Consider the following 26,042-nt stretch of genomic DNA (forward strand, 5'->3'; position numbering starts at 1 on the left):
TTGTTATAAGTTTTCTCCTGCTGGCCCCTTGCCTTTGTTTGATGAATCTTTTTGTGCCGCCTTACCCGGATCACCGTTATCATTATCAGGTGTTACCGTTTTCATAAGGGGGGTATCCAGCTTATCTTGTTCGCCTGATTGTGTGCCTTTTTGCAACTCCGAATCTACCGGATTTGCGCCATTTTCATATTCCATGGTAGCCATTGCTTTAGTCCTTTTTATAAAGGATTAACAATATCTTTAACACACAGTTTTTAGTTAATTAAATTTTAGTAAAAATAAAAAAGTCCGGTTTAATAACCGGACTTTTTTATTTTAAAGTAATTACCTGTGATGTTCACCTCCGCCGCCGCCCATGTGACCGCCGCCACCGCCTGCAGGATGACCACCACCACCCATAGGATGAGGGGCTGCCTGCATATGCTGTTGCATTGGTGCGGTATGTTGTTGCATTTGCGGGCGAGCTTGTTGCATAGGACGTGCCTGTGTATGTTGCTGCATGGAAGCACGTGATTGCATGCGTTGTTGCTGAGCTTGCTGGCGCGCTGCACCGGTATTATGTTGTCCAGAATTAATGTGTTGGCTTGTATTTGTACGCGTTGTAGTATGAGTTGTTGTATGTGTTACAGTTGTAGCATGTCCTTGTGAGGTAAATGCCCTGCCATTGGCCCTTGAAGCAACTGCCGGTGAACCATGATTAACAGAAGCATGCTGGCTACGGTTGCTCCTCGCGTAAGTTTGATTAGCAATCTGGCTGTGTGTAGCCGAAATATGATGCTCGCGGGCTGCTGCCGACTCTTGGGCTGTTGGCCTTGCATTTGCGCCGCCCGGACCGTTAAAGCTATAACGATTGTTATTATGTATATAATTATTGTTAACGTAAGTATTGTGAATTACACTTGAGTTTACATGCCACACAGCAGTATTATACCTGAAGTGACCTCCAGACCATATACCACCATAAAAACCTATACCGCCGTAACCGAAACCATAGTTAATACCGCCATAATAACCCACGTGTAAACCCCAGTAACCCGGGTGGTAACCATAGTAGCCATCATCATAAGCCCAATAAGGCGGGGTCCATAAATATCCCGGATCCGGTGGGGCTACCCACGCGCCGGGAACCCAGTAATAATCATTATCATCATTACTCCATGCCCAGTAACCAGGTGTCCAAATGTAACCGTCAACCGGGCAATCAGGTTGTACATAAACAGGTATTGGTGGCGGTGCAATGCGGGCTGTTATTCCGATTCCCACACTCACCTGTGCTTCGGCTAGCGGGGCTGCTATTGCCAGCCCTGTGAATAGTATTAAACTTTTAAGTATCGTTTTCATTATTGTGTGTTTTGGTATTCAACAGATTAATCAGCTAAAGGTTTACAATACAATGCCATTAAATTAACAATTGAAGCAAATAAAAGCAGGTAAGTTATAATTAACTCACTTACTATTAAACGTTTTACAATATCGTTCAGAACAAAATATGATGTAAGAGAGTATAAATACCTAAACATTTAATATTATTGTTGTAAGATGCGACCCTTAAAAATCCCTTCGTATATTAACAGTTACTTAAAGCTTGATTATACGTCAACCGATGTTTTAACAAACATTAGTAAGGCATATAGCAATTTGTTAAAAGGTACGCCGGATGTATCAATCGTAATGCCCGCTTACAATGAGCAAACCAACATTGTACAAACGCTGGCCTCTCTCTGTAATAATATTACTTCACGCTCAGTAGAGATCATAGTGGTAAATAATAATTCAAAGGATAGAACTGAAGAACTGGTAAAAGCTTGCGGCGTAACCTGCATTTTAGAAACTACACAGGGTATAACACCTGCCCGTAATACCGGCTTATCAAAAGCAACTGGTAAATATATTTTAAACGCTGATGCGGATACCATTTACCCCAAGGACTGGATAGAAGAAATGGTAAAGCCTTTGGATGATGATACGAATGCTATTACTTATGGCAGGTTTTCATTTATACCGGTTGGCAGCACAGGTCGGTTCACTTACTTCTTTTACGAGTACTTTTCCGACCTGAGCAAATTTTACAATAAGCATTTTAAAACCGAGGCAGTTAATGTTTACGGCTTTAATTCGGGTTTCAGGCGCGAGCAAGGTTTACAGGTTGATAGCTTTAATCACCCTCCAGGATCAAATGAAGATGGTTACTTAGCTTTAAAATTAAACCAGAAAGGGTTTGGAAAATTATTCCAGGTAACCAGCCCCAAGGCTATTGTTTGGACTACCGACAGGCGTATTCAAATAGACGGCGGTTTGTTAAAGGGTACAATAAAACGCGTTAAGAGGATCTTCAATATTAAGTAATTATATCCGGAAATTCACTTTTAAGTCCTGCTAAAACTTCTTCCATTACAGAAATTAGTTTATCTGTCAATAGTTTTAAATGTTGAGGATCGTTGCCATTGTTGTGCTCCAACCCACGTATCACGTCTGTTAAGGATGTAACGCCAAAGTGGCTTAATGAGGGTTTTATTTTATGAGCTATCTGTCCAACTTCAGTCCAGTTGCCGTTGGCGGCCGCTTGTTTTGCTGTATTAAGGTCCTTACTTACTGCATCAGTAAATACAACCAGTAATTGGTTTAAAAATTCGGTGTTACCATCACTTATAGCGTATATTGTAGTAAGGTCATATGGCTTAGCATTTTCCATTAAATTGTGTAGTTTTATATAAAAGTATTAAATTTTATTTCAAGTAGAAATTATTCGTTTTATTATCAAAATAAATAACCTTTTATACGTATTTTACGTATTCGTATGAAAATGATAATGGGTGTTTTAATGACACTAATTTGCAGTTTTAAATTACCAATTTGCAGTTTGTTTGTTTATTTAGCTACATCGTTTTAATTATATATGAACGTCACCGCCACAACCAGTCAAATCAAAATACTTATTGTTGAAGATGATGTGTACATGCAACTTATTCTTAAACAATTTTTGAGTAGTTTATATAAAACTGAAGTATGTGTTGATGGTATGGACGCGTTAGCGTCCATACAAAATGGTAATATTCCTGATTTGATCATCTCGGATTTAAATACCGCTAAAATTACGGGGCTCGAACTGCTTGCACAATTGCAGGCCAGTGATTTCTTTAAAACGATACCAGTAATTATTGTTTCAGGCGAAGACAGTTCTGAAAAAAGGATTCTTTGTTTGAACAGTGGCGCCGATGATTATATTGTAAAGCCATTTAACCCGGCGGAACTTGAAGCCAGGGTAAGAGTTGTTTTAAGAAGAGTTGGAAAATAATTGCCTATCGCGATGACTAATACTATTGATCCATCTAAAACCAACCAGGTAATTGCCTTACTGCGTGCCGATGATGACCTTTACGATTCTTTTTTTGATGGATGTGATTTTGAAGGACGGCAGTTAATAAATTTTAAAGATGACGAGGAATTGTTTACAGACTGGGAGCAAAAAAAGCACAACATCGTTGCCATTATATCTAAAAGCGACATTCTTGGTAAATATGGTGTAAACCTGATTGAAAGTCTCCAGAAACGTAAGTTTCCCGAAATTCCGGTATTATTGATTGGTAAACATCTTGATAAGAATCTACGAAAAATTGCGTTAAATGCCGGTATTACTGATTTCTTTTTAAGGCCGGTCAAAATTGAAAAAGTATGTTTACGCACTAACTTTTTAATTAATCACTGGGATGATATTCATGTTAAATTAAAGAAGGACAGGCAGGTTGCTTATAAAACCCCATTTGGAAAGCGTGCTTTTGATATATTTTTCTCAGGTATGGCGCTTCTGTTCTTATCACCAATATTTTTAATCATTTATCTTTGGATAAAACTTGAATCAAAAGGACCTGCGTTTTATTATTCGTATCGCGTTGGTACAGGTTACCGGGTATTTAAGTTTTACAAATTCAGGTCTATGTATGTAAATGCGGATAAGCGCCTAAAAGATTTAAAGCATTTAAATCAATACAATATTGATTCAGGCAATGCTGAAAAACAGGTTATAAATGATAGCTCATTTTTATGTAATGACTGCATGGTCTATGGAAAATGCCAGTTCCCGCTTTACGCGGATAAGATCAGGTGGTGCGAGAAACAATACCAGGACTCAAGAAAACTAAACCATGATTCGGCATTTCTAAAAATAAAGGATGATCCGCGTATCACTAAAATAGGCAACTTTATACGTAATGCCAGTATTGATGAGCTGCCGCAACTGTGGAATGTATTTATTGGCAACATGAGCATTGTTGGTAACAGGCCACTGCCCTTATACGAAGCCGAAAAATTGACCACAGATAAATATGCTTTGCGTTTTGCTGCACCGGCAGGAATAACAGGCCTATGGCAGGTTGAAAAACGCGGTAAGGGCGATATGAGCGAAGAAGAGCGTTTAATGCTGGATAACACCTATGCCCAAAGCCATAGCATGCGCAACGACTTGAAACTGATCTTCAAGACTATCCCGGCTTTATTGCAAAAGGAGAATGTTTAAACTTTTACCCACTGTTGGGCCTCAAAATCATATTTCTTAATAACTTTTGCAGGGTTACCTGCTACTACGGAATATGGCGGTACATTTTTAGTTACTACCGCGCCTCCTGCAACTACACTATGCTTTCCGATGGTTACGCCTGATGTTATTACTGAATTTGCAGCTATCCAACAATCATCCTCGACAACTATAGGCGATACCACAATTTTTTGTTTAGAGATTGGAACATTCACATCGCTGTACTCGTGGTTTAAACCACTTGCTACGATGTTTTGGGCGAAGATCACGTTATTACCGATTGTAACCGGCCCAATTAATACATTGCTCATTCCGATCAATGTATCATCGCCAATAATCACATCGCCAACGCCATTGTTTATCGTGCTAAAATCCTCGATAACAGCATTTTTGCCCATATTAAATTTATTAAATGGCAATACATCAATTCGGGTACGCCACTTTATGGTTGCGCCCCTGCCCTTTTTATGCAGGATGGGGTTTACGAACCATTTAACCCATAAACGCGGCCTTGCTTCGCCTGTTGGGATGAGCAGCCAGTGTACAAACTTTTTTAAAACCGGGTTACCTTTAACCTTATCTTTTATAGACATATTATTGCTCTCTTTTTGCTTTTTCCCAAATTGCACTTTGCTTGCCCGAAAAATACCGGCCTATTCCCATAACCACCGCGTAATTCATCATGCAGAAATAATAGGGTATAAAAAATATTTTGATCTTGATGTGCCTTTCCTCCATTATCCAGCCTGATATAGCCAGTAAATAAAACCCCACCTGGGCGAGCAATAACAATTGGTAAGTTAATGATATGCTGCCACTAAATACGATGATCAGGTTGATCAGTAGCGCCAGCATCATCAAAAATGGTACGATCGTCCAGCGCAAAACACGGTGGCTCACATATTGAAATGTCAAGATCGGGTAAGGCAGCGGATTAAGCAATCCTTTAAGCCTGATAATGGATTGAATTCCACCAGCGGCTATTCTTATCTTGCGCTTTAACTCCTCTGTAACGTTTTGCGAAGCCGTTTCGGTAGCAAATGCTGCGGGTTCATAAATTACCCTGTAGCCTTTTTGAGTTAAAAGTAAGGATATCATAAAATCATCCAAAATCGTATCGGGCGGTACCGGTTGGTAAAGTTCAGTACGAATGCTGAACAATTCTCCCGCTGCACCAACAACTGAGTATAATTCCGAATCCCAGGCTTTTAATTTTGATTCGTATTTCCAATAGAAGCCCTCGCCTGCCGTAGCATTAGCACCCGAGGAATATACCCGTTTTTCACCTGCTACGGCACCAACGGTAATATCGCTATAATGCCTGCAAATGTTAACCAGTGCATCTTCATTCAAAAAAGTATTTGCATCGGTAAAAACTACTACTTTGGTAGTCACAGTTTCCATGGCACGGTGCACAGCGGCAATCTTTCCTTTACGCTCATAGCTATGCATTTGGCGAACTTGCGGATACAACTTAACTATTTCTGCAGAACGATCAATTGAACCATCAGTTATGAAAACAAATTCCAGTTTATCAGCAGGATAAGCAAGTGCGAGCGTATTTTTGATCTTTTCATCTAAAATGCTTTCTTCGTTATAAGCGGCAACTATAATGGTACAAGTTGGCAATTGATCGGTAATGATTGCCGGTATTATTATCTCACCACGGACAAGCCGTTTTATTTTTATAATTATGTAAAGCAATATGCCATAACCGAAAAAGGCGTAAAATGCAACAAACAGGCTAAACCAGAGGAGTATTATCATATTTTTGATTTAGAGGATACCCGAGTTTTTTGCTGTCAGTTGGTTGTGAAATATTCCACCAAATAGCTTTGAACAATAATTTGCCGAAGCCCTTATATCCTTTTTTAATATACGATAAAAGGTTGCGTGGTGTTACAATAGCTATAAAGTAAATGTAAAAAAACAACCGCGCCCGCAATGGCGCATTCCTGCGGATGAACAATATCCGGTTTCGGTTCATAAAGTACTCCTTCAACCCACTCGCCTTCCCTACCGATACCGATTCTTTGTGATAGATCATCGCACGGGTATCAACCCAAATCTGGTAGCCTGCTTTTTTAATGTGGTCGCACCAATCATATTCCTCAAAGTATAAAAAGAAGTTTTCGGCCATTAATCCTGCTTTATCAATAGCTTCCCTCCTCACCATCATGGCTGCACCGTGAATATAACCGGTTGGTGCAATTATATTATCATATTGGCCTTTATCAATCTCAAACTGCCCTATACAATGATTACGACAGGTGTAATAATTCATCGGCGTGTAGCCCGCATACTGGATCATATCCGGTTGATCAAAATACATCAGCTTGGGCGAGATCATTCCGATCTCTGGATGGTCATCCAGGTCTGCAACTAATAGATCGATCAGGTTAGGGGTAAATTCTGTATCGTTATTTACAAAAAAAAGGTATTGGCCGGCGGCTTGTTTAATGCCTAAGTTATTTCCGCCTGCAAAACCAAGGTTAACATCTGATCTAATAAATTTAATATCGGGGTATTTAATTTGCCATGCCGGAATATCATTTGTTTCACTGCCGTTGTCAACAACAATAATCTCTATATCGGGATAAGTGTTTGTTGCTGTTATTGATAACAATAGTTCCTCCGTAACGAAACTTTGGTTGAAGTTTACCGTAATGATAGAAACGCTGTTCATTTATTATATTTTAGTATGATGGCCGTTTAATTACGGAAATTAAGGATTAGAATCGATCAGCTAAAATAATATCTAAAAAAGATACCCGAATATTATACCATGCCCGAAAACAAAACCGCCATTTATGAAAAATTAAATGAACTGATTGCGCTATTAGCCATAAGTGAAATTAGCGACGATACAGCCAATACACTACGCGAGCGTTTTGACAAGGCACTAAATAAATCAGCTGCTCAGCCTGAAAATGATTTCAGTATACAGTTATTAGTTAATAATAAAGCAGCAAAAAGAGCTATCAGAGGCCGGTTGATATCAAGAATTGTATTGATTCTCATTAGTATTGTAATGATCACAATGGGTTTGGCAATGATCATTATGCCTGCACCTTCGGTTTTTGAAATGTATACCATATTTTATTTTACCAAAGACGATGGTATTACTCTGATGGACCTGATATCGCTATTGGTAATCTTAGCAGGTGTGTTTTTTCTGATCAGGGGGATTTACCGCCCTGCAAAAAAATAATCATTACTTTTTTTTCCTGAACTTTTGAAGGGCGTTGTTTACTAAGATCTTACTTTCAGTAAAGCCCACTGTATACGAACTCCAAAAGGAGAATTTATAATAGTACTTATTGATGGCCCAATAACCCATAAATGAACCCGCTACAACCCAAATACCTGTAGATAAAGCCGCTCCATAAATGTTCCCGAAAATGTGGATACCTAAAAAGTCCATCGAGATGTTAATTGTCAGCATTACCAATATCTTGTAGAAATTGATCTGCGGAAAATTAACCACATCGAGTGTCAACCCAAAGAACCTGTCTGCCGGATAAAGGAGTGAGAAGGTTAAGAATAATCTAAAAGCATTTGCAGCCAGTGTGCCCACATATTTACCACCGCCTATTAAATAAATAGGTATATCAGCCAAAAGCCAGCCACCTATAACTAATGGAATAAGCACCACGGTGATCATACCTACATATTTCTTTAAAATATGGATCACACCTATCGGGCTTTCCTGTGTAAACGCGGCAGATAATGAAGGCAGTGCAGTAGCAGCGAAGCTTCTCAACAATATCTCTACAAGCTGCATTAAACTTTGGGCAAGGTTGTAAACCGCGATAGCCGCTTTGCCCAATAACACGTTGATAATAAATGTATCGGAATAGCTAAACAGGTTTGCGCTTAAGTTTGTGCCAACGCTATATTTACCAAAATGATATAGCTGCAATATGCCGCTTCGACTTTTGTATTTTATGGTGTTGATGCGAGCCCAACCCATTGCAATAACATATATGCTGGAAATTAAAAACGACAATAAATAAGAAAATAATACCCCCATAAGGCTGATTTCGCCGATGACAATTAGTATTAGTATAAATAAAAGGAAACCGCCCTGGCTAACACCACGTACGTATAACATGCGGTCAAAACGTTGCTCGCCTTGTAACACGCATGTGGCTATAAACATGGGGAGCATCAGTATAAAACAAAGGCCTGACCATTTGAAGAACAACATATAACCATCATCATGAATATCCTTCAAAAAAAATATGGCGGGTATATCAATAATAACCAGCAGGCCGGTAATGCACAAGCCAACTATCCAGGCCGACCCGGTAACTTCGGCGCTACGTTCGGGTGTTGTGCCTGCATAAAATTTGATGAAGGCAGTGGTTAAAAAGCCAGAGCGTAAGGTATCAACCAAAAGTAGTGTAGATTGAAAAAGCACCCAAACCCCAACATTTTGTATGGGAAGCGAACGGTAAATAATAGCCAGGGTAAGCATACCAAGACCCGACATAATAACGTTACCAGATAAAGATAGAAAATATTTGTTTTTTACGGCAGCAGCAATTTTGGAGGGCATATAGGTGTAAAGTTATCTTAGTATTTTAATATAACAATTTAATATCCATATAAACGAAATTTTTAACATCTTAGCTCGATAATGAACATAAACGAAAGTTATTTAGATAAGGTTACTCTTTTAATTACACATTATAACCGGAGCAGTTCCTTAGAACGACTTTTAGCAGCTTTCGCCAAACAGGAGATTACTTTTGGCGACATCGTAGTCTCCGATGACGGAAGCAAGCCGGAACATTTGGAAAAGCTAAAATCCTTGCATACAATCTACAAATTCAGATTAATTACGACCCCGGTTAACAGGGGATTAGGTAATAATATTAATAAAGGCCAGGATGCAGTTAATACTCCTTACACTTTATATATACAGGAAGATTTTAATCCATATCCCTGTTATAAAAAACATTTAATTGATGCGCTCAGCATTGTAAATGATCGTCCTGATATTGATATGGTGCGTTTTTACGCTTATTTTAAATACCCTTACTTAAAACCGTATCGCGATGGCTATTCAGAAATGTTATTTAAGCTCTGGTATCCGGGTACAGGAAGTTCCATTGCTACAGCGACCATCCGCATTTAAGGCGAAGTACATTTTTTGAAAAATTCGGGCGATATGCTGAAGGCATTAAAGGCGACAGGACAGAATTTTTAATGGCGATATCCTTTCTGAAAAACAAGGGAAAAGCTATGTTTTATGAAGATTATAAGGGATTGTTCGACCAAATTAATTCCGGTGATGAACCAAGCACCATGAAGCGTAGTGATCTTAGGCAAAGTCCTAACTTCGTAATTTCATTTGTTCGTGGGGTTTACCGTGCCATAAAGCACAACCTGGATTTTTTTACAGCTAAAAAAATTAAATAGATCAAATTTTATACTTTAATTTAAGTTCGGTGCCAATTATGTCCATTAAACGGTTAGCGCTGGCCTCCCATGTATTTTCATTGGCAACCTTCATCCGCTCATTTAATTTTTGTTCAGTATCGCTATTTAATTCATCATTTATAGCATTGCTAAACGCTTCGGCGTCCGAACAAAATATTACAGTCTCCTTCGTATAATCGCTAAGGTCGGGGTTGAAGTTTGTTATTATCACCGGTTTTCCGGCACCCAGATATTCAAATAATTTTAATGGAAATATTGTAGCACTTACTTCGTCTTTTTTAAAAGGTATGATGGCTACGGCAAATCCTTTTATCATTTGCGGCATTTCGTTGTAAGGAATCTGACCTGTTAAAAAAACATTAGTTGTTTGATGAAGCCATGCCGGTGTATGTTCACTAATCACAGGCCCTGCAAATACAAAACTTTTGTCGGGATTTTTATTGATCACCTTTTGCATTAAATCATAATCAATACGGCGTTCAATACTGCCAAAATAGCCAATAATTGGTGTAGGAATATCAGCCAGCTTAGGATGTACAGGTAATGATGGATCCAATGCTTTAGAGCTGTGGGATAAATCTGCAGCATTTGGCAATAAATAAGAATGGTCATTAACCTGTTTTTTTTCGAGGTAAAGTGCTTTGCTGGTGCAAATTACAGCATCGCTGTTTTTAACCAGTTTAAGTTCCGATACAAAGCCATGCTTTAAATCATATGGTGTAATTAAAGGATCAATGCAATGGTAGATCATTAATGCGGGCTTTAACAACTTACCTACATCCGGATAATGAAAATTAAAGGAATTGATAAATATGAAATTCTTTATTTCTTCATTTTTAATAACGCGCTTAAGTCTATTTATAATTTTTCTTTCATTAAAAGTTAATAACAACCTATATATAACTCCTTCGGGCAAAAAGTTAATAGAATTTAATATTGGCAATATCACCTTCTTTAAATTGATTTGTGCAGTATCAATTACCGCATCGTCTGAATTTTTAAAGCTTTTTTGCAATGTTAAAAACTCATCGGTGTTTTTGTGTCGAAAATAATCCCTTACAGTAGATGGGTTTTCGATATAAAATACTTTATAGTTTTTAGCCAGCGCGCGTGCTAAAAAAAGTGATGTAGCCTCTATAGGGCTGTTATAACGCATGTTACTAAAAATAAAAATTGGTTTCACAGTGCTTTTCTCAATACCAATTGTTTTATTTATAGCGGAATATATTTTTTTTACACTATTTTCCCACGTATGATCGGAAGCAAATTCTATACGTTTTTCCTTTAATTCAGTTGAATTTGTTTGCAAGGCTTTCTGAATACTTTCAATATATTCAATAGCATTTCTGCATAGATAAACATGGTTTTTAAAAATGCTCATAGCCAACGTTTTTGTAGCAACTACAGGTTTACCCATAGCAAGATACTCATCAATTTTTCGTGGGTAGTTACCTATGGTTATATCATTGATAGCCTGAGGGTTAAAACATAAATCGAAAGCTTTTATGTATGCAGGTATAGTATCCATTGGTTTATGGCCTAAAAAATAGATATTGGCAATGTTATGCAAGCTGCTATTTTTAAACTCATCATCTTCCGAGCCAATTAAAACAAAGTTATAGTCGGGCAATTTAATTGCAATTGTTTTAATCAAATCAATGTTAAGGCGAATATGCTGTAAAGCGCCAACATAACCAATCATTGGTTTCTTATCCCTTTTTAAAAAAGCAATATCTGCAGGAATATCACCATCAAAGTTTACAAACTCGTCAACGTTACAACCCTGTCCAACATAAAATGAATTGGGATTATATTTCCTGCAATAATCAGCCAGGTACATGGAATTTGCAACACATAAATCGCTTTTAGAAATTAGTTTCGGCTCAATATCCTGCCCGTGCTTTTTCCAGTAATCAACTGTCAATAAATAATCCCTCGAATAATAAATGCTCAGCTTGGGTTTGAGCATCTCTTTTAAATAGAAAGGGCGAAACAGGTCGTTATCGTTAAACAGAATATAGTTTTTAAAATCCAGACGTTTAATTGCTTTGAAAATTGATTTTGCGAAACGCCTGTTATTAAGTTTGTTAAATTGCGCGTATAATTTGGGCCCCGGCAGCCAATTGATAGACTCGATAACTACATCCGGATAATATACCCACAAATTAGGTTGTATTTCAACCAAGCCATCTTCTTCATGGTTAATTACAGCTACCCGTTTTACAACCCTGGAATCTTTTTTATATTTTATTGAAGAAGCACGTCCCAAGGCATAATTAACGTATAATACCCGGTTGTTTTTACTGAATTCGTAGCCAATATTCTTATTATTACTGCCAATCTCAATGTCCCATGGTTGCTGGCCCACCATAATTATATCGCAGTTTTTTATAACATCGCCTGAGCTCATTTTTATATAGTATTGGGTATTTGCAATAACCTGTTTCTTTCTTCGCGCTGTGCAACGTCTAATCTAAGGGTTATATTTATTAAAGCTGCTTCAAGGTAAAATAAAATATTTGAAGGGAACTGAGCTAAAGCTTCTTGCGGAAAATTAGCCAGGTTATATGCAAATATAATTAGCGTCATGGCTAAGCAGTAGGTTTTCAATTCCTTATCTTCGATAAGATAATAATTGATGATCCCTCCCCTTATGATCATGAACATGAATATGCAAAATACAAGCAACCCCAGCCATCCGTCTTCAACAGCTACGCGAATATAACCACTATCCGGCGGGAAATGTGCCAGGTATGAGTTTGGGGTAAAACGTTCGCCCCACTCGCCTGTTGATCCTAAACCCCCACCCATTATGTGACTTTGTATATAAGGCTGAATTCTTTTCTGATTTCGTTTCCGCAAGTTGTACGAATCGTCATTATTCGGTTTAAAAGCAGTTTGAAAACGATACAAATTAGGATTTGAGGTGGGAACGACAATCAGAAACATCAAGAAGATCCCGGCAAATACAGTGAATATCAGTATTTTTTTGTTGAATTTAAGTACAGCCAGTAAAAACAGCGCCGCAGGCAATAATACGTTGGCGCCACGTGTGCCCGAAAAAAGCATGGCATCTAAAAAAAATCCTATTAAACAACCTAATACTATTTTTTTCCAAAGTTTTATATCAGTCATAAACATGCAAATACAAAATATACTTGGCATTACCATGTTGTAAGCAAAAGCAACAGGATCAGAAAAAATTGAAAATTTTCGCCAGTGCCCGTCAATAAAGAGCAGGTCGGCGATCCCCGGTGAAGCTAAATAAGCCTGTTCATGTTCATTAAAACCGATATACTCCTGTTTAAATGCATATGCCGCACCTATAAAGGTTAGCGCTAGCCAAACTTTAAATATCAGGCGCATATACGCTACCGACCTAATGTTGTACATAAATACAAAATAGGTAAGTGTAACTATTGCTACAGGCCTAACGGTGTAAAGCCATGCCATACTTGAACCTGAATTTGGGTTTACAAGCTCCAAAATATTGTAAGCCAGCCACAACAAACAAGCATAAGTTATTGGATTTTTAAATTGAGCCCAGTTTTTGTCTTTTTTGATATGAATAAACATCCCAAGCAATAACAATACCTGCAAGCCATCCATTAAAGTACCAATAGGGCCATCAATGCCAAATTGCAACAAAGTAAACAGCATGTAAGCCATAATGAGCAATACAATAATTCCAAATTTTGGATAAGCGACTATTGAATATAAAAATGGCAGCGCTACAACACCTATGATTAACAGGATACCAAAAACAATACCCATATAGGCAATGCCTACGCCAATCACTACAGCTAAAACAGCTAAAAGAGTAAAGCCAGTTGTATTGTATAATTTCTCAATTAAAAAAATGCGCTTAAATTTTTGCCATAATCTCTCTTTAGGATAATATGATACCGCGCTTCTTTTTCCAACCGCACTTTCCATTAAAAAAACAATATTTTAAAGAAGAAAACAAACGTGCTTAAAAACGCAATTACGATAGCGACCACCCGGGTAACCTTATCAATACGCAACTGTAATTGAGCCTTTTTCTCTTCGGATGTTAATTCAACCCCATCAGTATATTTTTTAGCCGGTTCAATTCTCATCATTCAGTTTGTTAGACTCGGCAATACCGTCGTTATAATAATGGGTAGTGGCAACGGAGTGTTTATTGGCTTTCCTGACTTTTAATAGTGATAGTACCTGGAAAAATATGAACTTTGGAATATTTATTAATGACTGCCAGATACGTTTATCTGTATCTGATTTTGCTAATGCGATATAAAAGCCCAATACAAATAAAATTAATCCAGTTAACCATAATGCCACTGCTGTAATACTTATAAATAAATTTGCAAACATGCATAGCACCGATAAAATAAGGAAAATAAAAAGCGGTGGCCTAAGCAATATAAATCCAAAAATAAATTGATTTCTGCTAAAGTTGGTTATGCCCTTAAATATCAATGTAAAACCTAAGTTAAAATATTTAAACCATGTATTTATCCATCGTGAGCGTTGTTTAACTAACTGATCAGAATGCGTAGTTTTTTCATCGTATACAACAGCGTATTCTGTAAAAGCGATCTTCAGGTTCTTGCCAACAATCAGCGATTGTAAAACCTTATCAAAACCCGCACCGGTAACATCGCGGTTCTCAAGGCAATCTCGGTAAAGTTTTGTGGTAAAAGCCATTCCTGAGCCCGCAAGTGTTGCAGATGAACCTATGCCGACCAATACTTTTCCATCGTAAAAATGGTAGTAAATATCGCGGGCTGCATCAAGGCATGCATAAGTTGTATTCAGGTTTTTAGCTTCCCTAATTCCCTGTACAGCTTCATATCCTTCATTAAAATATTTATCCAACTCATTCAGGTATTCAGGTTCTACAAGGTTATCACTATCAATTATGGTAAGCCTGGTATGGTTACGTTTAAAGTGGTGGATGGCATAAAAATGCGAGCGTGTATTACTTGCAAGTGTTTCAGGCGGACGTAATATTATTATTCTTTCATCAGTAAAATTTAAACCGGATATATCACACTTATCAGCCACAATGTATACAAGGTAATTGCTGTAATTAAGATTTAAAATAGATGCGATAACATTAGGGATAGCATCAAGTTGTTCATAAGCAGTAACTATGATGGCATAATCACTTTCAGGAGCAACAGAAAGTATTTTTTTTGATGGTTTGTATATTAAAAAAAGTACAATTGGCAAATACAAATTGTACCCTATTAAAAACTGCAACAGTATCCATATTGCCCAAATGATTGCCATTGTAATATATTTGGTGTTACCGGTTAGTTATGCTGCCGTATTATTTGCTTTACGCTCTTCTTCGGCATCAAGCTTGTTAACTACATTCAGCACCCAGCCCATAAATTTACCTTTTAAATTTTTCATATAGGTTATGTGTTTCATTTCGCTATTGCTAATGCTTTTTCCAGCCTCAAAAATGGTTAATATTTTATCTGAAAACTTATTCCACTCTTTTGATTTGTTAAGTGTATTTAAGGATGAGGCTTCAATAATGATGATATCAAATACTTCTCTAAGTTTGTCAAACTTATCTTGTATAATTTGTTCGTTACTAACCTCAAGTAATGATCCATCACCACCTTTATTACAAAAAACTGTAATTTTTGATAGATTGTACGGGCTAAAGTCGGGTATTGTTCCGCTAAAATAATCTTCGATGAACAACTTTGACTTTACCGAGCGTGTTATTCCAGGGTGATGAAAATTACCATCAATTAATAATACTTTTTTATTAACCAGTGAATACGCGTAAGCAAGATTAGTGGCTAAAAAAGTTTTTCCTTCGCCATTGCCTAAGCTATTTACTAATAGTACTTTATTGGGGCCAAGTTCAGTATCAACCTCAAACCTGATTGATTGCAATAAATTGCGGAACTGATATACTTCTTGATTTGGTCGCGGGTCGTTCCAAACCTGTCTAAGATCAATAGTACTTGTACTCAATAAATTTAAATAACCTAACACAGGGGCTATAGTTTTATTAGCCAGCTGCTCCGGTGTTTTAATGGTATCATCAATAAAATAAAGGACAAAGAACACCACCAGGCAGAATATAAAAGCTACAATGCCGCTTAAAATAACCAGCAACATCTTTTTGGTCGGCGTAACAGTACCCGGCATTGCTATATCCAATTGTTTAAGCAGCCCGCCATTATAGCTGGCATCTAAACTGGTTTGGTTAAAGCGGTTAAGTATATCAAGATATTCTTTTTGGGCTACATCAATAGCGCTTTCATCTTGCTGTACAACCGCTTCGTGCGGTACCACAGCATCAAGCTGTGCATTTAACCCCTTTAATCCCTGCTGTAATGAACCTATACTGTTTTTAGCAAGTTCATATTGCACTTGCAATGTTAAACGCTCAGTTATTAAACCTTGCTGAGTTGAAAGCGGGCTGACTAAATATTTATCTGATGACTGGCCAATTCTTCTGGAGATGATCTGTTGAAGTGAATCTATCTGGGTTTTATAAATGTTATCAAAATTACTTTCAATGTAACGTTCGTTTAAAACCTTTAATTGCTCTGTTGAGCTTACCAGGCTTTGATTAACAGGTTGCAGCAAACTCTCTAAAGTTTTACGTTCACCGGGCTTAAATTGATTATCAATACTTTGAATAGCTGCCAATGTTGATACTGCATCACGTTGGGCCTGCTCAAGATGTGTTTCGTAATCCGCAATTTGTGTATAAAGCGCACGCGATTGTTCCGGTATACTTAAAATACGATTTTGTATCTTGTAATTTTTAAGTTGGTTTATCCTTGAATCAAGTGTATCGCGTTTCGCATTAACCAGGTTGCCTAAAAAAGTAACTGCCTTATGCTGGTTATCTTTTAAAATAAATGTGTAGTAAGAAATAAATTCACGCGCAAGCGTATTTACAACAAACGCAGTTAACTGCGGGTTATCGTCGCTGTATTCTATATCAATAAAATCACTATTTTGAGCGCGATAGATATTCAAATTCTTCAGAAGTGGTTCCTGATCATATTTCATTGAAACCAGCAGCTTATTTAAACCATTCTGATCAGCGTCAAATAAAGATAACTCTTTACGGTTGTTATAAAAATCAGTAAAAACAGCTAAAGCATGTTCACGGGCTTGTTGGTTTAACTGCAAAAATAATTTACTTGGTTGCCTGAAAGGCGCCGCACTGGTAAGATCATGGATCATTAACTGATAGGAAACCTGTTGAATTACTCGCTTTGAGCGTAGTACTTCAATTAAATTATCAAAATCCTGTGCAATTTCCGATTCAACACTTGATGTGTTACTTTCATTTAATGTTTGCTGGGTTTTATCAACAATACCGGTGGCAATTTGCGATTGTGAGGTATAAACATCAGGTTGGCTGCGCACAAGAAAATAAGTGATGATAACAGCAAGAATAGGAACTATTATCAACGTGAGCTTATGCCGGGAAAGAACTTTTAAAAAGTCGCCTAATTCCATCTATCTGATATTTTCTAATTTATCCCCCAACAACTCTTCCAAATTAGCCTTGGCAATTAATAGGGCGCCTTCAGCAGCTATTTTAGCCTGATAGGCAGTATTTAATGCTGATTGTGATTTTGTATAATTATCAAATGTTTCTTCGCCCTTTTGAAATTTGTGTTTTATGTCTGCGGCAATGTTTTCAGCTTCAACGCATGTTTGCGAGGTAAGTTTTAATACCGCGATATCCTGAACATAGGTGTAATACCGTTGCTTCACCTGGTTTGTTATGGTCAAAAAGTATTGGTTTTGATCGTTATTGGCTATTTCGAGTTCCTGGCGGGCTTGCTTTACGGCGTATGGTTTCTCTAAAAACTGACCCAAATTAAAAAATATACCGGCTTGTATACCATTAAAATAGCTGTAATTTGAGCTAGTACCGGATGCGTTAGATAATGTATTTATTCCTTGTGGCTGATAAAGGTAGGAGAATGTAAAAGCATCCAGGTATGAGGCTTTTGCTTTACCAATAGAACCCTGCGCTATATTGATCCTGGCCTGGTTTGATTTTACTTGCGGATAATTTTGTTCGGCATGGGCAACAAGGCGGGCGATATAATCTTCCGATATATCTGTCATGATGGTTTGCTGTGCCTGCACATTAATATGTGCTAATAAAATCAGGATAAAAAAGAAAAAAAAATTTGAATTTTTCATACAGTTCTTAACACACATTAAGCTTAATATCATGCTATATAATTACTCATAATCTGCCCAAACAAATATTGCTGCAATTCTTGAAATATCAGGTACGCATTTATCAACAACGGTATTATTAATGTGGATAAATCCTAAAACTGTAGATTTCCTATTCAAAAATTAATTATAAGCTGAAAATGTTATCAACTACTTATCAACAATTCATCAACACAAGCCAAAAAAAATGCCTGACACTAATTCGCATCAGGCACAATCTTTTATAATATTAATTATTTTATTTTTTTAATGAATCCGGTTTATTGCCCATATCATGGTGCATCATTTCGGGGCCGTGATTTTTCATGTCCGGCATTTTAACTTCGTCAGGGTGCGGGCTTCCACGGTGGCAGGTCTGGCATTGGATATCGCCCATAACCATTCCTAATGAATCCTTTTTGCCTTCAAAATATTTCGTGTTGATCTTAGCGGTCATTTTATACATTTCGCGGGCCATGTTTTTCTCCGGTTTTGCATCACTGTCAAAATCCAGTTTACCATTGTCGCCTGCAGCATGGCAAAAATTACAATGTACGCCTAATGCTTCAGACCAGTCGTCCATTACTTTATGTAACATCTGATGCGAAATATTTTTTGGTAGAACCTTTAAATTTCCATGATGACCATGATCATCATCGTGTGCGGTAGTCATGGAAGTTAATGCGGCAAAGGTAACAGCTGCGGAGAGGCAAAGAATTGTCGTAATTTTTTTGTTGATAAGCATTTTTCAAAGGATTGAGATACTAAGATAGTAACTAATTTTACAATCAAATGTTTTGACCGGAAAATTTCCTGTCAAAATGCCTATACAAATAGCTTAAACGGTATTTAATTCCTTGTTCCTGCGGAATATCGAAAGCAAAAATCCGATGATCATAATAACCGTACCCGACCATAAGAAGTTGATAAACGGGAAGTTAATGGCACGCATAACAATGTATGGCCTTTTACCTTCAGGCTGATCGTAAACCATGATCTCGAATTTATTTTGATCAGGAATTATTTTGGTAAGGCGAAGTTTTAAACCTGCATCATCAACCTTACGTGCAAAATCAAATACGGAGCCATTTTTTACCATGTAAACAGGCTCAGCCTGGTAAGTGATGCCGTGCGATACGATCTTCAGATCAGCACCAACAGCAACATCATTTGCCCCTATCGGAATATTTTGCACATGCGCATTCTTATTCAGGTTTTGAAGGATGATATAGCCATCGCGATAGGGTATGGTATCCCCTATCTTAATATCATGTGTAATAGGCGCATTGTAGTTATCGTCATCGTTAACCTCAGAGTCATGACCAAGATCCATACCAGCCTGCATTACATTAAGCGGTGCCATGCTGATGTGGGTGTACAAGTCATGGAAAATATAGTGCTTGGTATCAGGCGATGAAACCAAACCCATTTTGTTGTTATACTGAGAGTTTGGTTTTAAGATAAACTCTTCTTTTATATTGCCATTGGCATCCAATAACTTATAGTCAACTTTAAAATAATGATTTGGCGGGGCAATAGAATCCCCAATATAGGTAACGGTATAGTCGCCCATCTTAATCGGCACATTTTTATAAAGCATTACATTTTCGCGGGAGCTGTTATGCTGGTCAAACTCGGAACCGTAATCCAAGCCGCTGTTATTTTGTGATACTACATTACTGGTGCCTGCAGATATTAAAGCACCAACCATAATTAACCCAAAACCAATATGCGCTACAGCCGAGCCTGCCAGTTTTATCTTACCCTTAAATGCATCAGCCAGTACTTTGCCGTTCACCAATATGGAATAAATGGCACCCAGCATAACTAGTATAAAAACAATTTTTAGCTTATATACACCGGTTAGATAAACAATAATTCCTGTTAATATTGCAGCGCAAACCACGTACAGTAAAGTGCTGATGAAAAAGCGGGTTACATCTGTTTTCTTGTATTTCAGGAATTGGGTAACACCTGTTAATAGTGTTACAACAACCGCAAAACCGGCCTGGAAAACGTTATAAAGGGTAACAGGGTTACTTGGCGGCGCTATACTTGTTTTAAACATCGCGTTCCATACCGGGATTGAGGTAACCACTACTAATTGAAGGCATGATAAAGCCAGGAACACCGATCCCACAAACATCCAAAACTCACGGGAATAAGTATCCTCCTCTTTTTTGCTGATTGGTAACTCTTTCCAACGGATTATAAGCAAGGCAATAGCCATTAAGGCGAAAATGACCACATCAACAACTAAATGCCAAAACATACCTAAATCGGTAAAGGCATGTACCGAGGTATCGCCCAAAATACCGCTACGGGTTAAGAAAGATGCATATAGTACCAACACAAAGCTGATCAGCGTTAAAAATGTAGCTGTAAAATAAGAGTGACCTGTATTTTTATAAACGATCATGACGTGGACCGCGCCGATCAAGGTTAACCACGGGATCAAAGCGGCGTTCTCAACCGGGTCCCAGGCCCAATAGCCGCCAAAGTTTAATGATTCATACGCCCAAAGCGAACCCATAATAACACCGGTACCCAATACCATTACCGCGAATAATGCATACGAGATAGCGGGCTGAACCCATTCCTTATAACGTTTTTGCCATAAACCGGCAACCGCGTAAGCAAAAGGAACAATCATGGATGCAAAGCCCAGGAACAAGGTTGGCGGGTGGATCACCATCCAGTAATTTTGCAATAGCGGATTTAAGCCGTTACCATCTTTTATGTAAGAAAGATATTCCGGGCGACTAAATATCGGCGCATCCATAGCCTGGCGAAGCAGGATGAATGGCGAACTACCAATACGGGAACCAAATATCTCAATACCTAAAAGCATAGATGCTAATAAAGTTTGCGATAACGATATGACAGTAAGAACCGGTTTTTCCCATGATTTGGCGCGCCAGATCAAGATATTACCTAAAACAGCTTGCCAGAAACCCCACAGCCAGAAACTACCCTCCTGTCCTTCCCAAAAACTGGAAATGATATAGTATACTGGCAAAGTGCGTGATGAATGTTCCCAGGCGTAATGATACTCAAATAAATTACTGTATATAATATAGAAAAGGCATGAACCGATACCTATAACCGATACCGTATTTAAAAAATAACCGATACGGCCCATGTAAAGCCACGAAGTATCCAGCTTATTGATATTGGTTGTAGCGAAATAATAGCTAATGGTTGAAAAAAGAGCGGAACCGAATGCAAGAACGATGAAAAATTGGCCTAAGTGACCCGGTAAAAGGTGTTCGCCCTGATAATCTATTGTCATTAAGATGGGTTTATATGGAAGCTTTTTTAGTATCGGCCTTAACGTCTAACTTATCTTGTTTGTATTTTGACGGGCATTTCATCAATATAGTTTTGGCATGAAATTCGCCTTTATCCATCTGACCTACGAGTACAATTTTATCTGCTGTTTCAAAGTCCTCCGGTTTAGTGCTATGATAAACCACCTTACGTTCGTTACCTGTTGTATCACGCAGATAAAATGAAAAATAGTTAGCGTCCTTGGTTGCATCGTATACCATTTCCTTTTGCTTGTCTATGTGGCCAATGATGTGCAGATCGCCGTTAGTATTATCGGCATCCTTAAATGTACCGTAAGTACTTGCAGAACCGTAAGTGCAAATGATGATTGCAATAGCTACAGCTATAGTTACAATTCCAAAAATTGATGATTTCTTCATTAAGACTTCTCCCCAGTATTTGAGTAATGCAAAAATACGAAACGCAAAGGTAATAATGTTTTTTACAAGACATTAATCTTATTTAGAATTGTTATTGATAAGTCTTTTGTGAAATTAAAGGCAACAACTAAATTCTGATACTAAGGTACAGTGTATTTATTATAAAAGTACTGACGCTAGTTTGTCAGTACCGGTAATTTATACAAAAGCGCCATTGCATAATACAATGACGCTTTCAAATTCAGGTTTATAAAAGTTATTTATGGCCAAACACCAAGGTTTTGGTACGATACCGCGATCTTGTTGATAGCACCAACAAAGGCCGCAGTACGCAAGGTATCGATGCCCTGTGTATTAATGAATGTCTCACGGATCTCGTGATATGAACGGATCATGGTGTCCTCTAAACCAGAGTTAACTAATTCTAATTCAGAAGCGCCCTTGATGATACTGGAACGTTGCGCGCTGTTAAGAGCTACACCTGTTATGCCTTCAACCATGTTTACCAGGTTAAGGTTAGAGTTTTCCTCAAAACGCCTGTTCATGCGGCCGAAAGCTACGTGTGAAAGATTTTTCAACCATTCGAAATATGATACGGTTACGCCGCCGGCATTGGCATACATATCCGGTATGATCAAGCCGCCATTTTGGTAAAATACAGCTTCCGCTTCAGGTGTTGTAGGTCCGTTAGCGCCTTCAGCTATGATCTTAGCCTGAATGCGGGTGATGTTTTCAATTGTGATCTGGTTTTCCAAAGCGGCAGGAACCAGGATATCGCAAGGTTGCTCCAAACCTTCCATCGAGTTCTTAAACTCAATAGCTCCCGGATAACCTAAAATAGAACCGGTTGCTTTACGGTGCTGGAAGACGGCCTCAATATCTAAACCATCGGCATTATAAATAGCGCCCTCAAACTCACAGAGTCCTACTATCAAGGCACCAAACTCAGTTAGGAATTTAGCAGAATGATAACCCACGTTACCCAATCCCTGTACAATTACTTTTTTACCAGATATACCTGCAGTTAAGCCTAATTTCAGCATATCCTCACCAACGCTTACGCACTCGCGTATCGCAATAGCAACTCCCCTTCCTGTAGCTTCACGTCGACCAGCAATGCCTTGAAGGGCAATAGGTTTCCCGGTTACCGCGCCCATTGCATCTAACTGGCCTGGGTTCATGGTGGCATAAGTATCAGCTATCCAGCTCATCTCGCGCTCACCTGAACCATAATCCGGTGCAGGAACGTCAATGCTTGGGCCTATGAAATTTTTCTTGATTAATTCTACAGTATAGCGGCGGGTAATATTTTCCAATTCGCCAACAGTGTAATTTTTAGGGTTGATCCTGATGCCGCCTTTAGCTCCGCCGAAAGGAACATTAACAATAGCGCATTTATAAGTCATTAATGCGGCAAGTGCCATTACTTCATCCTCATTAACCATTTCGCTATAGCGGATACCGCCTTTGGTTGGCGATTGATGATGAGAGTGCTCAACACGCCAGGCATCTATAACTTCAAAACCATTGCCCTTGCGGATTGGAAAACGAAAGCGGTAAACGCTATTGCAGGATTTTATCTGGTCTAATAAACCAGCATCGTGTTTTGTAAACGTTGCTGCATGATCAAAGAACTTGCAGACATCACCAAAGAAGTGATTATCCGGAACGGCAGCATTAATATTGGTAGTCATAATTTAGTAGTAATTATTATATTGTTAAAAAACAGCGCAAATGTGAGACTTTTTTTATCAAAATTGCAAATATAAACACGGGCGTATTGTCAATAATTACTAACAGGTTAAGTGAAAACTATGTTTAAACAATTTAAACATGGTATTTGGACTACTTTTCCTTTTCGATTTTTTTTATTCTCCTGTCGATAGAGAACAGGTAAAGCGCCAAACCGACGAACACAATGCCAATTATTGATACCACAACATATATTTTACCATTGCTCTGCAGCGCATCATCCATTGTAACCGCTTCGCTTCCTTGTGCGAAAACAGGCGAAACAGATAAAAGCAAAAGAAATAAAAAACTTAACTTCTTCATATTAATTAATAACATTCTTATTATTTTCAATTAAACGGATACGGTAGCGTATGGTCGCGATCCATAAGGCAATAAAGCTCCAACCCAGCATGGCAGGGTAAAAAGCTATCTTCATACCGTTATCCAAATCATATTTTCCAAAAGCCGGGTTACCACCGCTACCCGGGTGTAAAGAATCCGTCATACGTGGCAGAATAAATATCAGCACGATCATGATCGGGAAGGCAAATATGTTGTAAATGGCAGATATCTTGGCGCGTTTTTGCTCCTCGTCAATTGAGTTGCGCAGTACTAAGTAAGCGCAATACAAAAGAAATGCAATAGCTGCACTATTTTGTTTAGGATCGCCGCTCCAAAACTGGCCCCAGGTATATTTTGCCCAAAGCATGCCGGTAACCAAACCCAATCCGTAAAACAACAGGCCGGTATTTACACATTCTACCGCGGCAAGATCGTCTTCTTCCCTGCCATTACGCAGATATTTAACACTGAAATAAACCGAAAGGACAAATACTGTTAGCATCCCCATCCACATAGGTACGTGGAAATAAAGGTTACGTATAGTTTCGTGCAGAACAGGTAAAGCAGGTACATGAAGCAGTAAACCTGTAAAAAGTGTAGAAAATACAAGCAATACGGCTATTATTTTCCACCATGTTTGATAAATAAACTTCATATGATTTAATGCCAGCAAAGGTAGTGATTTAAAAGCCACGAATTAAATCATTTGAAGCTAATTCAACAGGAATTAATAGGCTAATCGCCGGGGGTATAATCGACTGGGAGTAAATCCGATAACCGGGATTTAGACCAGGTGCCTTCGTATAAAGGGGCGCTTTCACCAAATACTACACCATTGGTATCAAATAAATAAGGTTTTGTAATTGACAGTACACTGGTTTCATAAGTTTCCATATCTAATGGCCGGTACAAGTCTTTAAAATCCGATGTTTCGTGTTTTTTAGTATATACAACGTATAAATAATCGTTAAAATTTACAGCATATATACCTTTTTGCCCGGTGGCGAATAAATATGAACTAACTGGTAATGGATCACGGGATAAATGTTGCCGCATATATTTAGGCAAGTTCTCCATATCCAGCCAATGTTTTACAGAATCACGATGAAACCCGTCATTATATTTTTTTATTTTTTGCTGTATAATATTTTCCTGCGGGCGATCAACATTATGGAGCTGAGTTAGCTTCATCACAATGAATCCATCAGAATCAAGTTTACCCGTGTATAAAGAACGGTAAAAATGCATCGCTGAGCCATAATAAGCCTCTTGCCTTTTTTTCTTCCACTCCTCCATTTGTTTTTTTGTACCCGGTAGTTCCTGGAAAAGCCGCTGCCCGCTTGTGGAAATTATGCCGGTTAGTTTGCTACTGGTAAATTCATTTATTAAAAATTTTACCCGGTATCCTAAAGCCATGTTATCAACCACCAAAAAATCGTCCGTGTAACCTTCCAGCTCTTCCTTGGTTTTATGGTAGATGAGGTTTACAATTTTAGGATTTACTACATAACATAGTTTCGCATTATCATCGGTACCTATAAATTCCTTAACAAACTGTGCATAGTTAATTTTCCAGTTAGCGGGCGTAGTAACAATAACCTCATGCAATTCTGTAATTTTTAGTGATAACTCAATTGGCAGGTTTATCGGCTTGTCACCAATTAACACCGTGGTGGAATAATCTTCATAACCAAGTATGCTTACTACAAGCGTGTACTGCCCCGGCTTAAGATGGTTTAATATAAAAGTACCGTCGCTGGCGGTTGCTGTGCCTGCTGTTGAGTTGCTTAAAAAAACGTTAGCTAAAGGTATTGGCTGCTTATTGTCGGCACGGGTAACTTTACCGGTAACAATACCATTTTGCGCAAACGAAATAAGCGGGAAAAACAGGAATAAAATTAGTCTTACAAAACGCATCAACCCAAAATTAATATTTTTTTGAAGATGCTAATTAAAGGTTTGCAAATGAAGTTGAAATGAAAAATTTAATCCAATTCTAATTCTTATTAAATACAGTAGAATTGGAATTGGATTATACTTAAATTATTGTTTAACGGCATTGTAATATT

Annotated in this window: 26 protein-coding genes; 6 read left to right on the forward strand and 20 right to left on the reverse strand. The window is 38.1% G+C overall.

The genetic code is table 11. The features are described from left to right. Positions 1-3: 3 nt before the first annotated feature. A complete protein-coding gene (locus ACYZ0U_RS11405; protein ID WP_461452300.1) occupies positions 4-195 on the reverse strand; it encodes a hypothetical protein in 192 nt (63 codons plus the stop codon). Between the two features lie 129 nt (positions 196-324). Beyond that, the gene (locus tag ACYZ0U_RS11410) at positions 325-1,341 is read right to left on the reverse strand and encodes a YXWGXW repeat-containing protein (protein WP_461452302.1); all 1,017 of its coding nucleotides are present in this window, start codon (positions 1,339-1,341) and stop codon (positions 325-327) included. A gap of 198 nt (positions 1,342-1,539) precedes the next feature. On the opposite strand from ACYZ0U_RS11410, the gene ACYZ0U_RS11415 reads away from it, so the two are divergent. After that, positions 1,540-2,346 (forward strand): glycosyltransferase family 2 protein, encoded by an 807-nt coding sequence (locus ACYZ0U_RS11415; RefSeq protein ID WP_461452304.1) that lies wholly within the window; start codon positions 1,540-1,542, stop codon positions 2,344-2,346. Here ACYZ0U_RS11415 and ACYZ0U_RS11420 read toward each other — a convergent pair. Beyond that, the gene (locus ACYZ0U_RS11420) at positions 2,339-2,692 is read right to left on the reverse strand and encodes an Hpt domain-containing protein (protein WP_461452306.1); all 354 of its coding nucleotides are present in this window, start codon (positions 2,690-2,692) and stop codon (positions 2,339-2,341) included. The two genes, ACYZ0U_RS11415 and ACYZ0U_RS11420, sit on opposite strands and share 8 nt — an antisense overlap. 204 nt (positions 2,693-2,896) lie before the next feature. Here ACYZ0U_RS11420 and ACYZ0U_RS11425 point away from each other — a divergent pair, with 204 nt between their 5' ends. Together ACYZ0U_RS11425 and ACYZ0U_RS11430 are read left to right on the forward strand one after the other, a co-directional pair. Then, a complete protein-coding gene (locus ACYZ0U_RS11425) occupies positions 2,897-3,295 on the forward strand; it encodes a response regulator transcription factor (RefSeq protein ID WP_461452308.1) in 399 nt (132 codons plus the stop codon). Positions 3,296-3,307: 12 nt separating this feature from the next. Next, on the forward strand, positions 3,308-4,513 hold the full coding sequence (locus ACYZ0U_RS11430; protein ID WP_461452309.1) for a sugar transferase: 1,206 nt from the start codon (positions 3,308-3,310) through the stop codon (positions 4,511-4,513). Here the strand turns inward: ACYZ0U_RS11430 and ACYZ0U_RS11435 are convergent. Genes ACYZ0U_RS11435 through ACYZ0U_RS11445 form a run of 3 tightly spaced genes read right to left on the reverse strand, consistent with a single transcriptional unit; the run spans position 4,510 to position 7,217 of the window. Further along, the gene (locus tag ACYZ0U_RS11435) at positions 4,510-5,124 is read right to left on the reverse strand and encodes an acyltransferase (protein WP_461452311.1); all 615 of its coding nucleotides are present in this window, start codon (positions 5,122-5,124) and stop codon (positions 4,510-4,512) included. The two genes, ACYZ0U_RS11430 and ACYZ0U_RS11435, sit on opposite strands and share 4 nt — an antisense overlap. Before the next feature lies 1 nt (position 5,125). Then, the gene (locus ACYZ0U_RS11440) at positions 5,126-6,298 is read right to left on the reverse strand and encodes a glycosyltransferase family 2 protein (protein WP_461452313.1); all 1,173 of its coding nucleotides are present in this window, start codon (positions 6,296-6,298) and stop codon (positions 5,126-5,128) included. Then, the gene (locus ACYZ0U_RS11445) at positions 6,276-7,217 is read right to left on the reverse strand and encodes a glycosyltransferase family 2 protein (RefSeq protein ID WP_461452315.1); all 942 of its coding nucleotides are present in this window, start codon (positions 7,215-7,217) and stop codon (positions 6,276-6,278) included. Before ACYZ0U_RS11445 ends, ACYZ0U_RS11440 begins: the two co-directional genes overlap by 23 nt. Before the next feature lie 99 nt (positions 7,218-7,316). On the opposite strand from ACYZ0U_RS11445, the gene ACYZ0U_RS11450 reads away from it, so the two are divergent. Then, positions 7,317-7,742: a hypothetical protein gene (locus ACYZ0U_RS11450; RefSeq protein ID WP_461452317.1), complete on the forward strand. Its 426-nt coding sequence runs from the start codon at positions 7,317-7,319 to the stop codon at positions 7,740-7,742. A 3-nt stretch (positions 7,743-7,745) separates the two neighbouring features. Here ACYZ0U_RS11450 and ACYZ0U_RS11455 read toward each other — a convergent pair whose 3' ends face one another. Next, complete coding sequence (locus ACYZ0U_RS11455; RefSeq protein ID WP_461452319.1) at positions 7,746-9,092, reverse strand: oligosaccharide flippase family protein; 1,347 nt, start codon at positions 9,090-9,092, stop codon at positions 7,746-7,748. A gap of 81 nt (positions 9,093-9,173) precedes the next feature. On the opposite strand from ACYZ0U_RS11455, the gene ACYZ0U_RS11460 reads away from it, so the two are divergent. Continuing rightward, entirely contained in the window at positions 9,174-9,674 is a 501-nt protein-coding gene (locus ACYZ0U_RS11460) for a glycosyltransferase (protein WP_461452321.1), read from the forward strand. 71 nt (positions 9,675-9,745) lie between these two features. Next, positions 9,746-9,958 carry a hypothetical protein gene (locus ACYZ0U_RS11465; protein ID WP_461452323.1) on the forward strand — a complete coding sequence of 71 codons (213 nt, stop codon included), beginning with the start codon at positions 9,746-9,748 and terminating at the stop codon, positions 9,956-9,958. A gap of 1 nt (position 9,959) precedes the next feature. Here ACYZ0U_RS11465 and ACYZ0U_RS11470 read toward each other — a convergent pair whose 3' ends face one another. From ACYZ0U_RS11470 to ACYZ0U_RS11530, 13 genes are all read right to left on the reverse strand, one after another. Next, a complete protein-coding gene (locus tag ACYZ0U_RS11470; RefSeq protein ID WP_461452325.1) occupies positions 9,960-12,389 on the reverse strand; it encodes a glycosyltransferase in 2,430 nt (809 codons plus the stop codon). 2 nt (positions 12,390-12,391) lie between these two features. Next, positions 12,392-13,915 carry an O-antigen ligase family protein gene (locus tag ACYZ0U_RS11475; protein ID WP_461452327.1) on the reverse strand — a complete coding sequence of 508 codons (1,524 nt, stop codon included), beginning with the start codon at positions 13,913-13,915 and terminating at the stop codon, positions 12,392-12,394. Beyond that, positions 13,915-14,082, reverse strand: coding sequence for a hypothetical protein (locus tag ACYZ0U_RS11480; RefSeq protein WP_461452329.1), 168 nt, complete (start codon positions 14,080-14,082; stop codon positions 13,915-13,917). Before ACYZ0U_RS11480 ends, ACYZ0U_RS11475 begins: the two co-directional genes overlap by 1 nt. After that, positions 14,069-15,256, reverse strand: a complete 1,188-nt coding sequence (locus ACYZ0U_RS11485; protein ID WP_461452331.1) for a glycosyltransferase — start codon at positions 15,254-15,256, stop codon at positions 14,069-14,071. Before ACYZ0U_RS11485 ends, ACYZ0U_RS11480 begins: the two co-directional genes overlap by 14 nt. A 27-nt stretch (positions 15,257-15,283) precedes the next feature. Further along, complete coding sequence (locus tag ACYZ0U_RS11490) at positions 15,284-17,470, reverse strand: exopolysaccharide transport family protein (protein WP_461452333.1); 2,187 nt, start codon at positions 17,468-17,470, stop codon at positions 15,284-15,286. Further along, positions 17,471-18,169: a TolC family protein gene (locus tag ACYZ0U_RS11495; RefSeq protein ID WP_461452335.1), complete on the reverse strand. Its 699-nt coding sequence runs from the start codon at positions 18,167-18,169 to the stop codon at positions 17,471-17,473. A 277-nt stretch (positions 18,170-18,446) separates the two neighbouring features. Further along, positions 18,447-18,932 (reverse strand): c-type cytochrome, encoded by a 486-nt coding sequence (locus ACYZ0U_RS11500; protein ID WP_461452337.1) that lies wholly within the window; start codon positions 18,930-18,932, stop codon positions 18,447-18,449. 93 nt (positions 18,933-19,025) lie between these two features. Beyond that, positions 19,026-21,479 carry a cytochrome c biogenesis protein CcsA gene (ccsA, locus tag ACYZ0U_RS11505; protein WP_461452339.1) on the reverse strand — a complete coding sequence of 818 codons (2,454 nt, stop codon included), beginning with the start codon at positions 21,477-21,479 and terminating at the stop codon, positions 19,026-19,028. A gap of 10 nt (positions 21,480-21,489) precedes the next feature. Beyond that, complete coding sequence (locus ACYZ0U_RS11510; RefSeq protein ID WP_461452340.1) at positions 21,490-21,897, reverse strand: cytochrome c maturation protein CcmE domain-containing protein; 408 nt, start codon at positions 21,895-21,897, stop codon at positions 21,490-21,492. A gap of 260 nt (positions 21,898-22,157) precedes the next feature. Next, positions 22,158-23,591, reverse strand: coding sequence for a Glu/Leu/Phe/Val family dehydrogenase (locus tag ACYZ0U_RS11515; protein WP_461452342.1), 1,434 nt, complete (start codon positions 23,589-23,591; stop codon positions 22,158-22,160). 151 nt (positions 23,592-23,742) lie between these two features. After that, entirely contained in the window at positions 23,743-23,952 is a 210-nt protein-coding gene (locus ACYZ0U_RS11520) for a CcmD family protein (protein WP_461452344.1), read from the reverse strand. A gap of 1 nt (position 23,953) precedes the next feature. Continuing rightward, positions 23,954-24,628: a cytochrome c biogenesis protein CcsA gene (gene ccsA, locus ACYZ0U_RS11525; RefSeq protein ID WP_461452346.1), complete on the reverse strand. Its 675-nt coding sequence runs from the start codon at positions 24,626-24,628 to the stop codon at positions 23,954-23,956. 80 nt (positions 24,629-24,708) lie between these two features. Beyond that, positions 24,709-25,890 (reverse strand): carboxypeptidase-like regulatory domain-containing protein, encoded by a 1,182-nt coding sequence (locus ACYZ0U_RS11530; RefSeq protein WP_461452348.1) that lies wholly within the window; start codon positions 25,888-25,890, stop codon positions 24,709-24,711. Positions 25,891-26,042 lie beyond the last annotated feature (152 nt).

Origin of the sequence: Mucilaginibacter sp. (genome assembly GCF_965225845.1) — a bacterium.
GTDB lineage: Bacteria > Bacteroidota > Bacteroidia > Sphingobacteriales > Sphingobacteriaceae > Mucilaginibacter.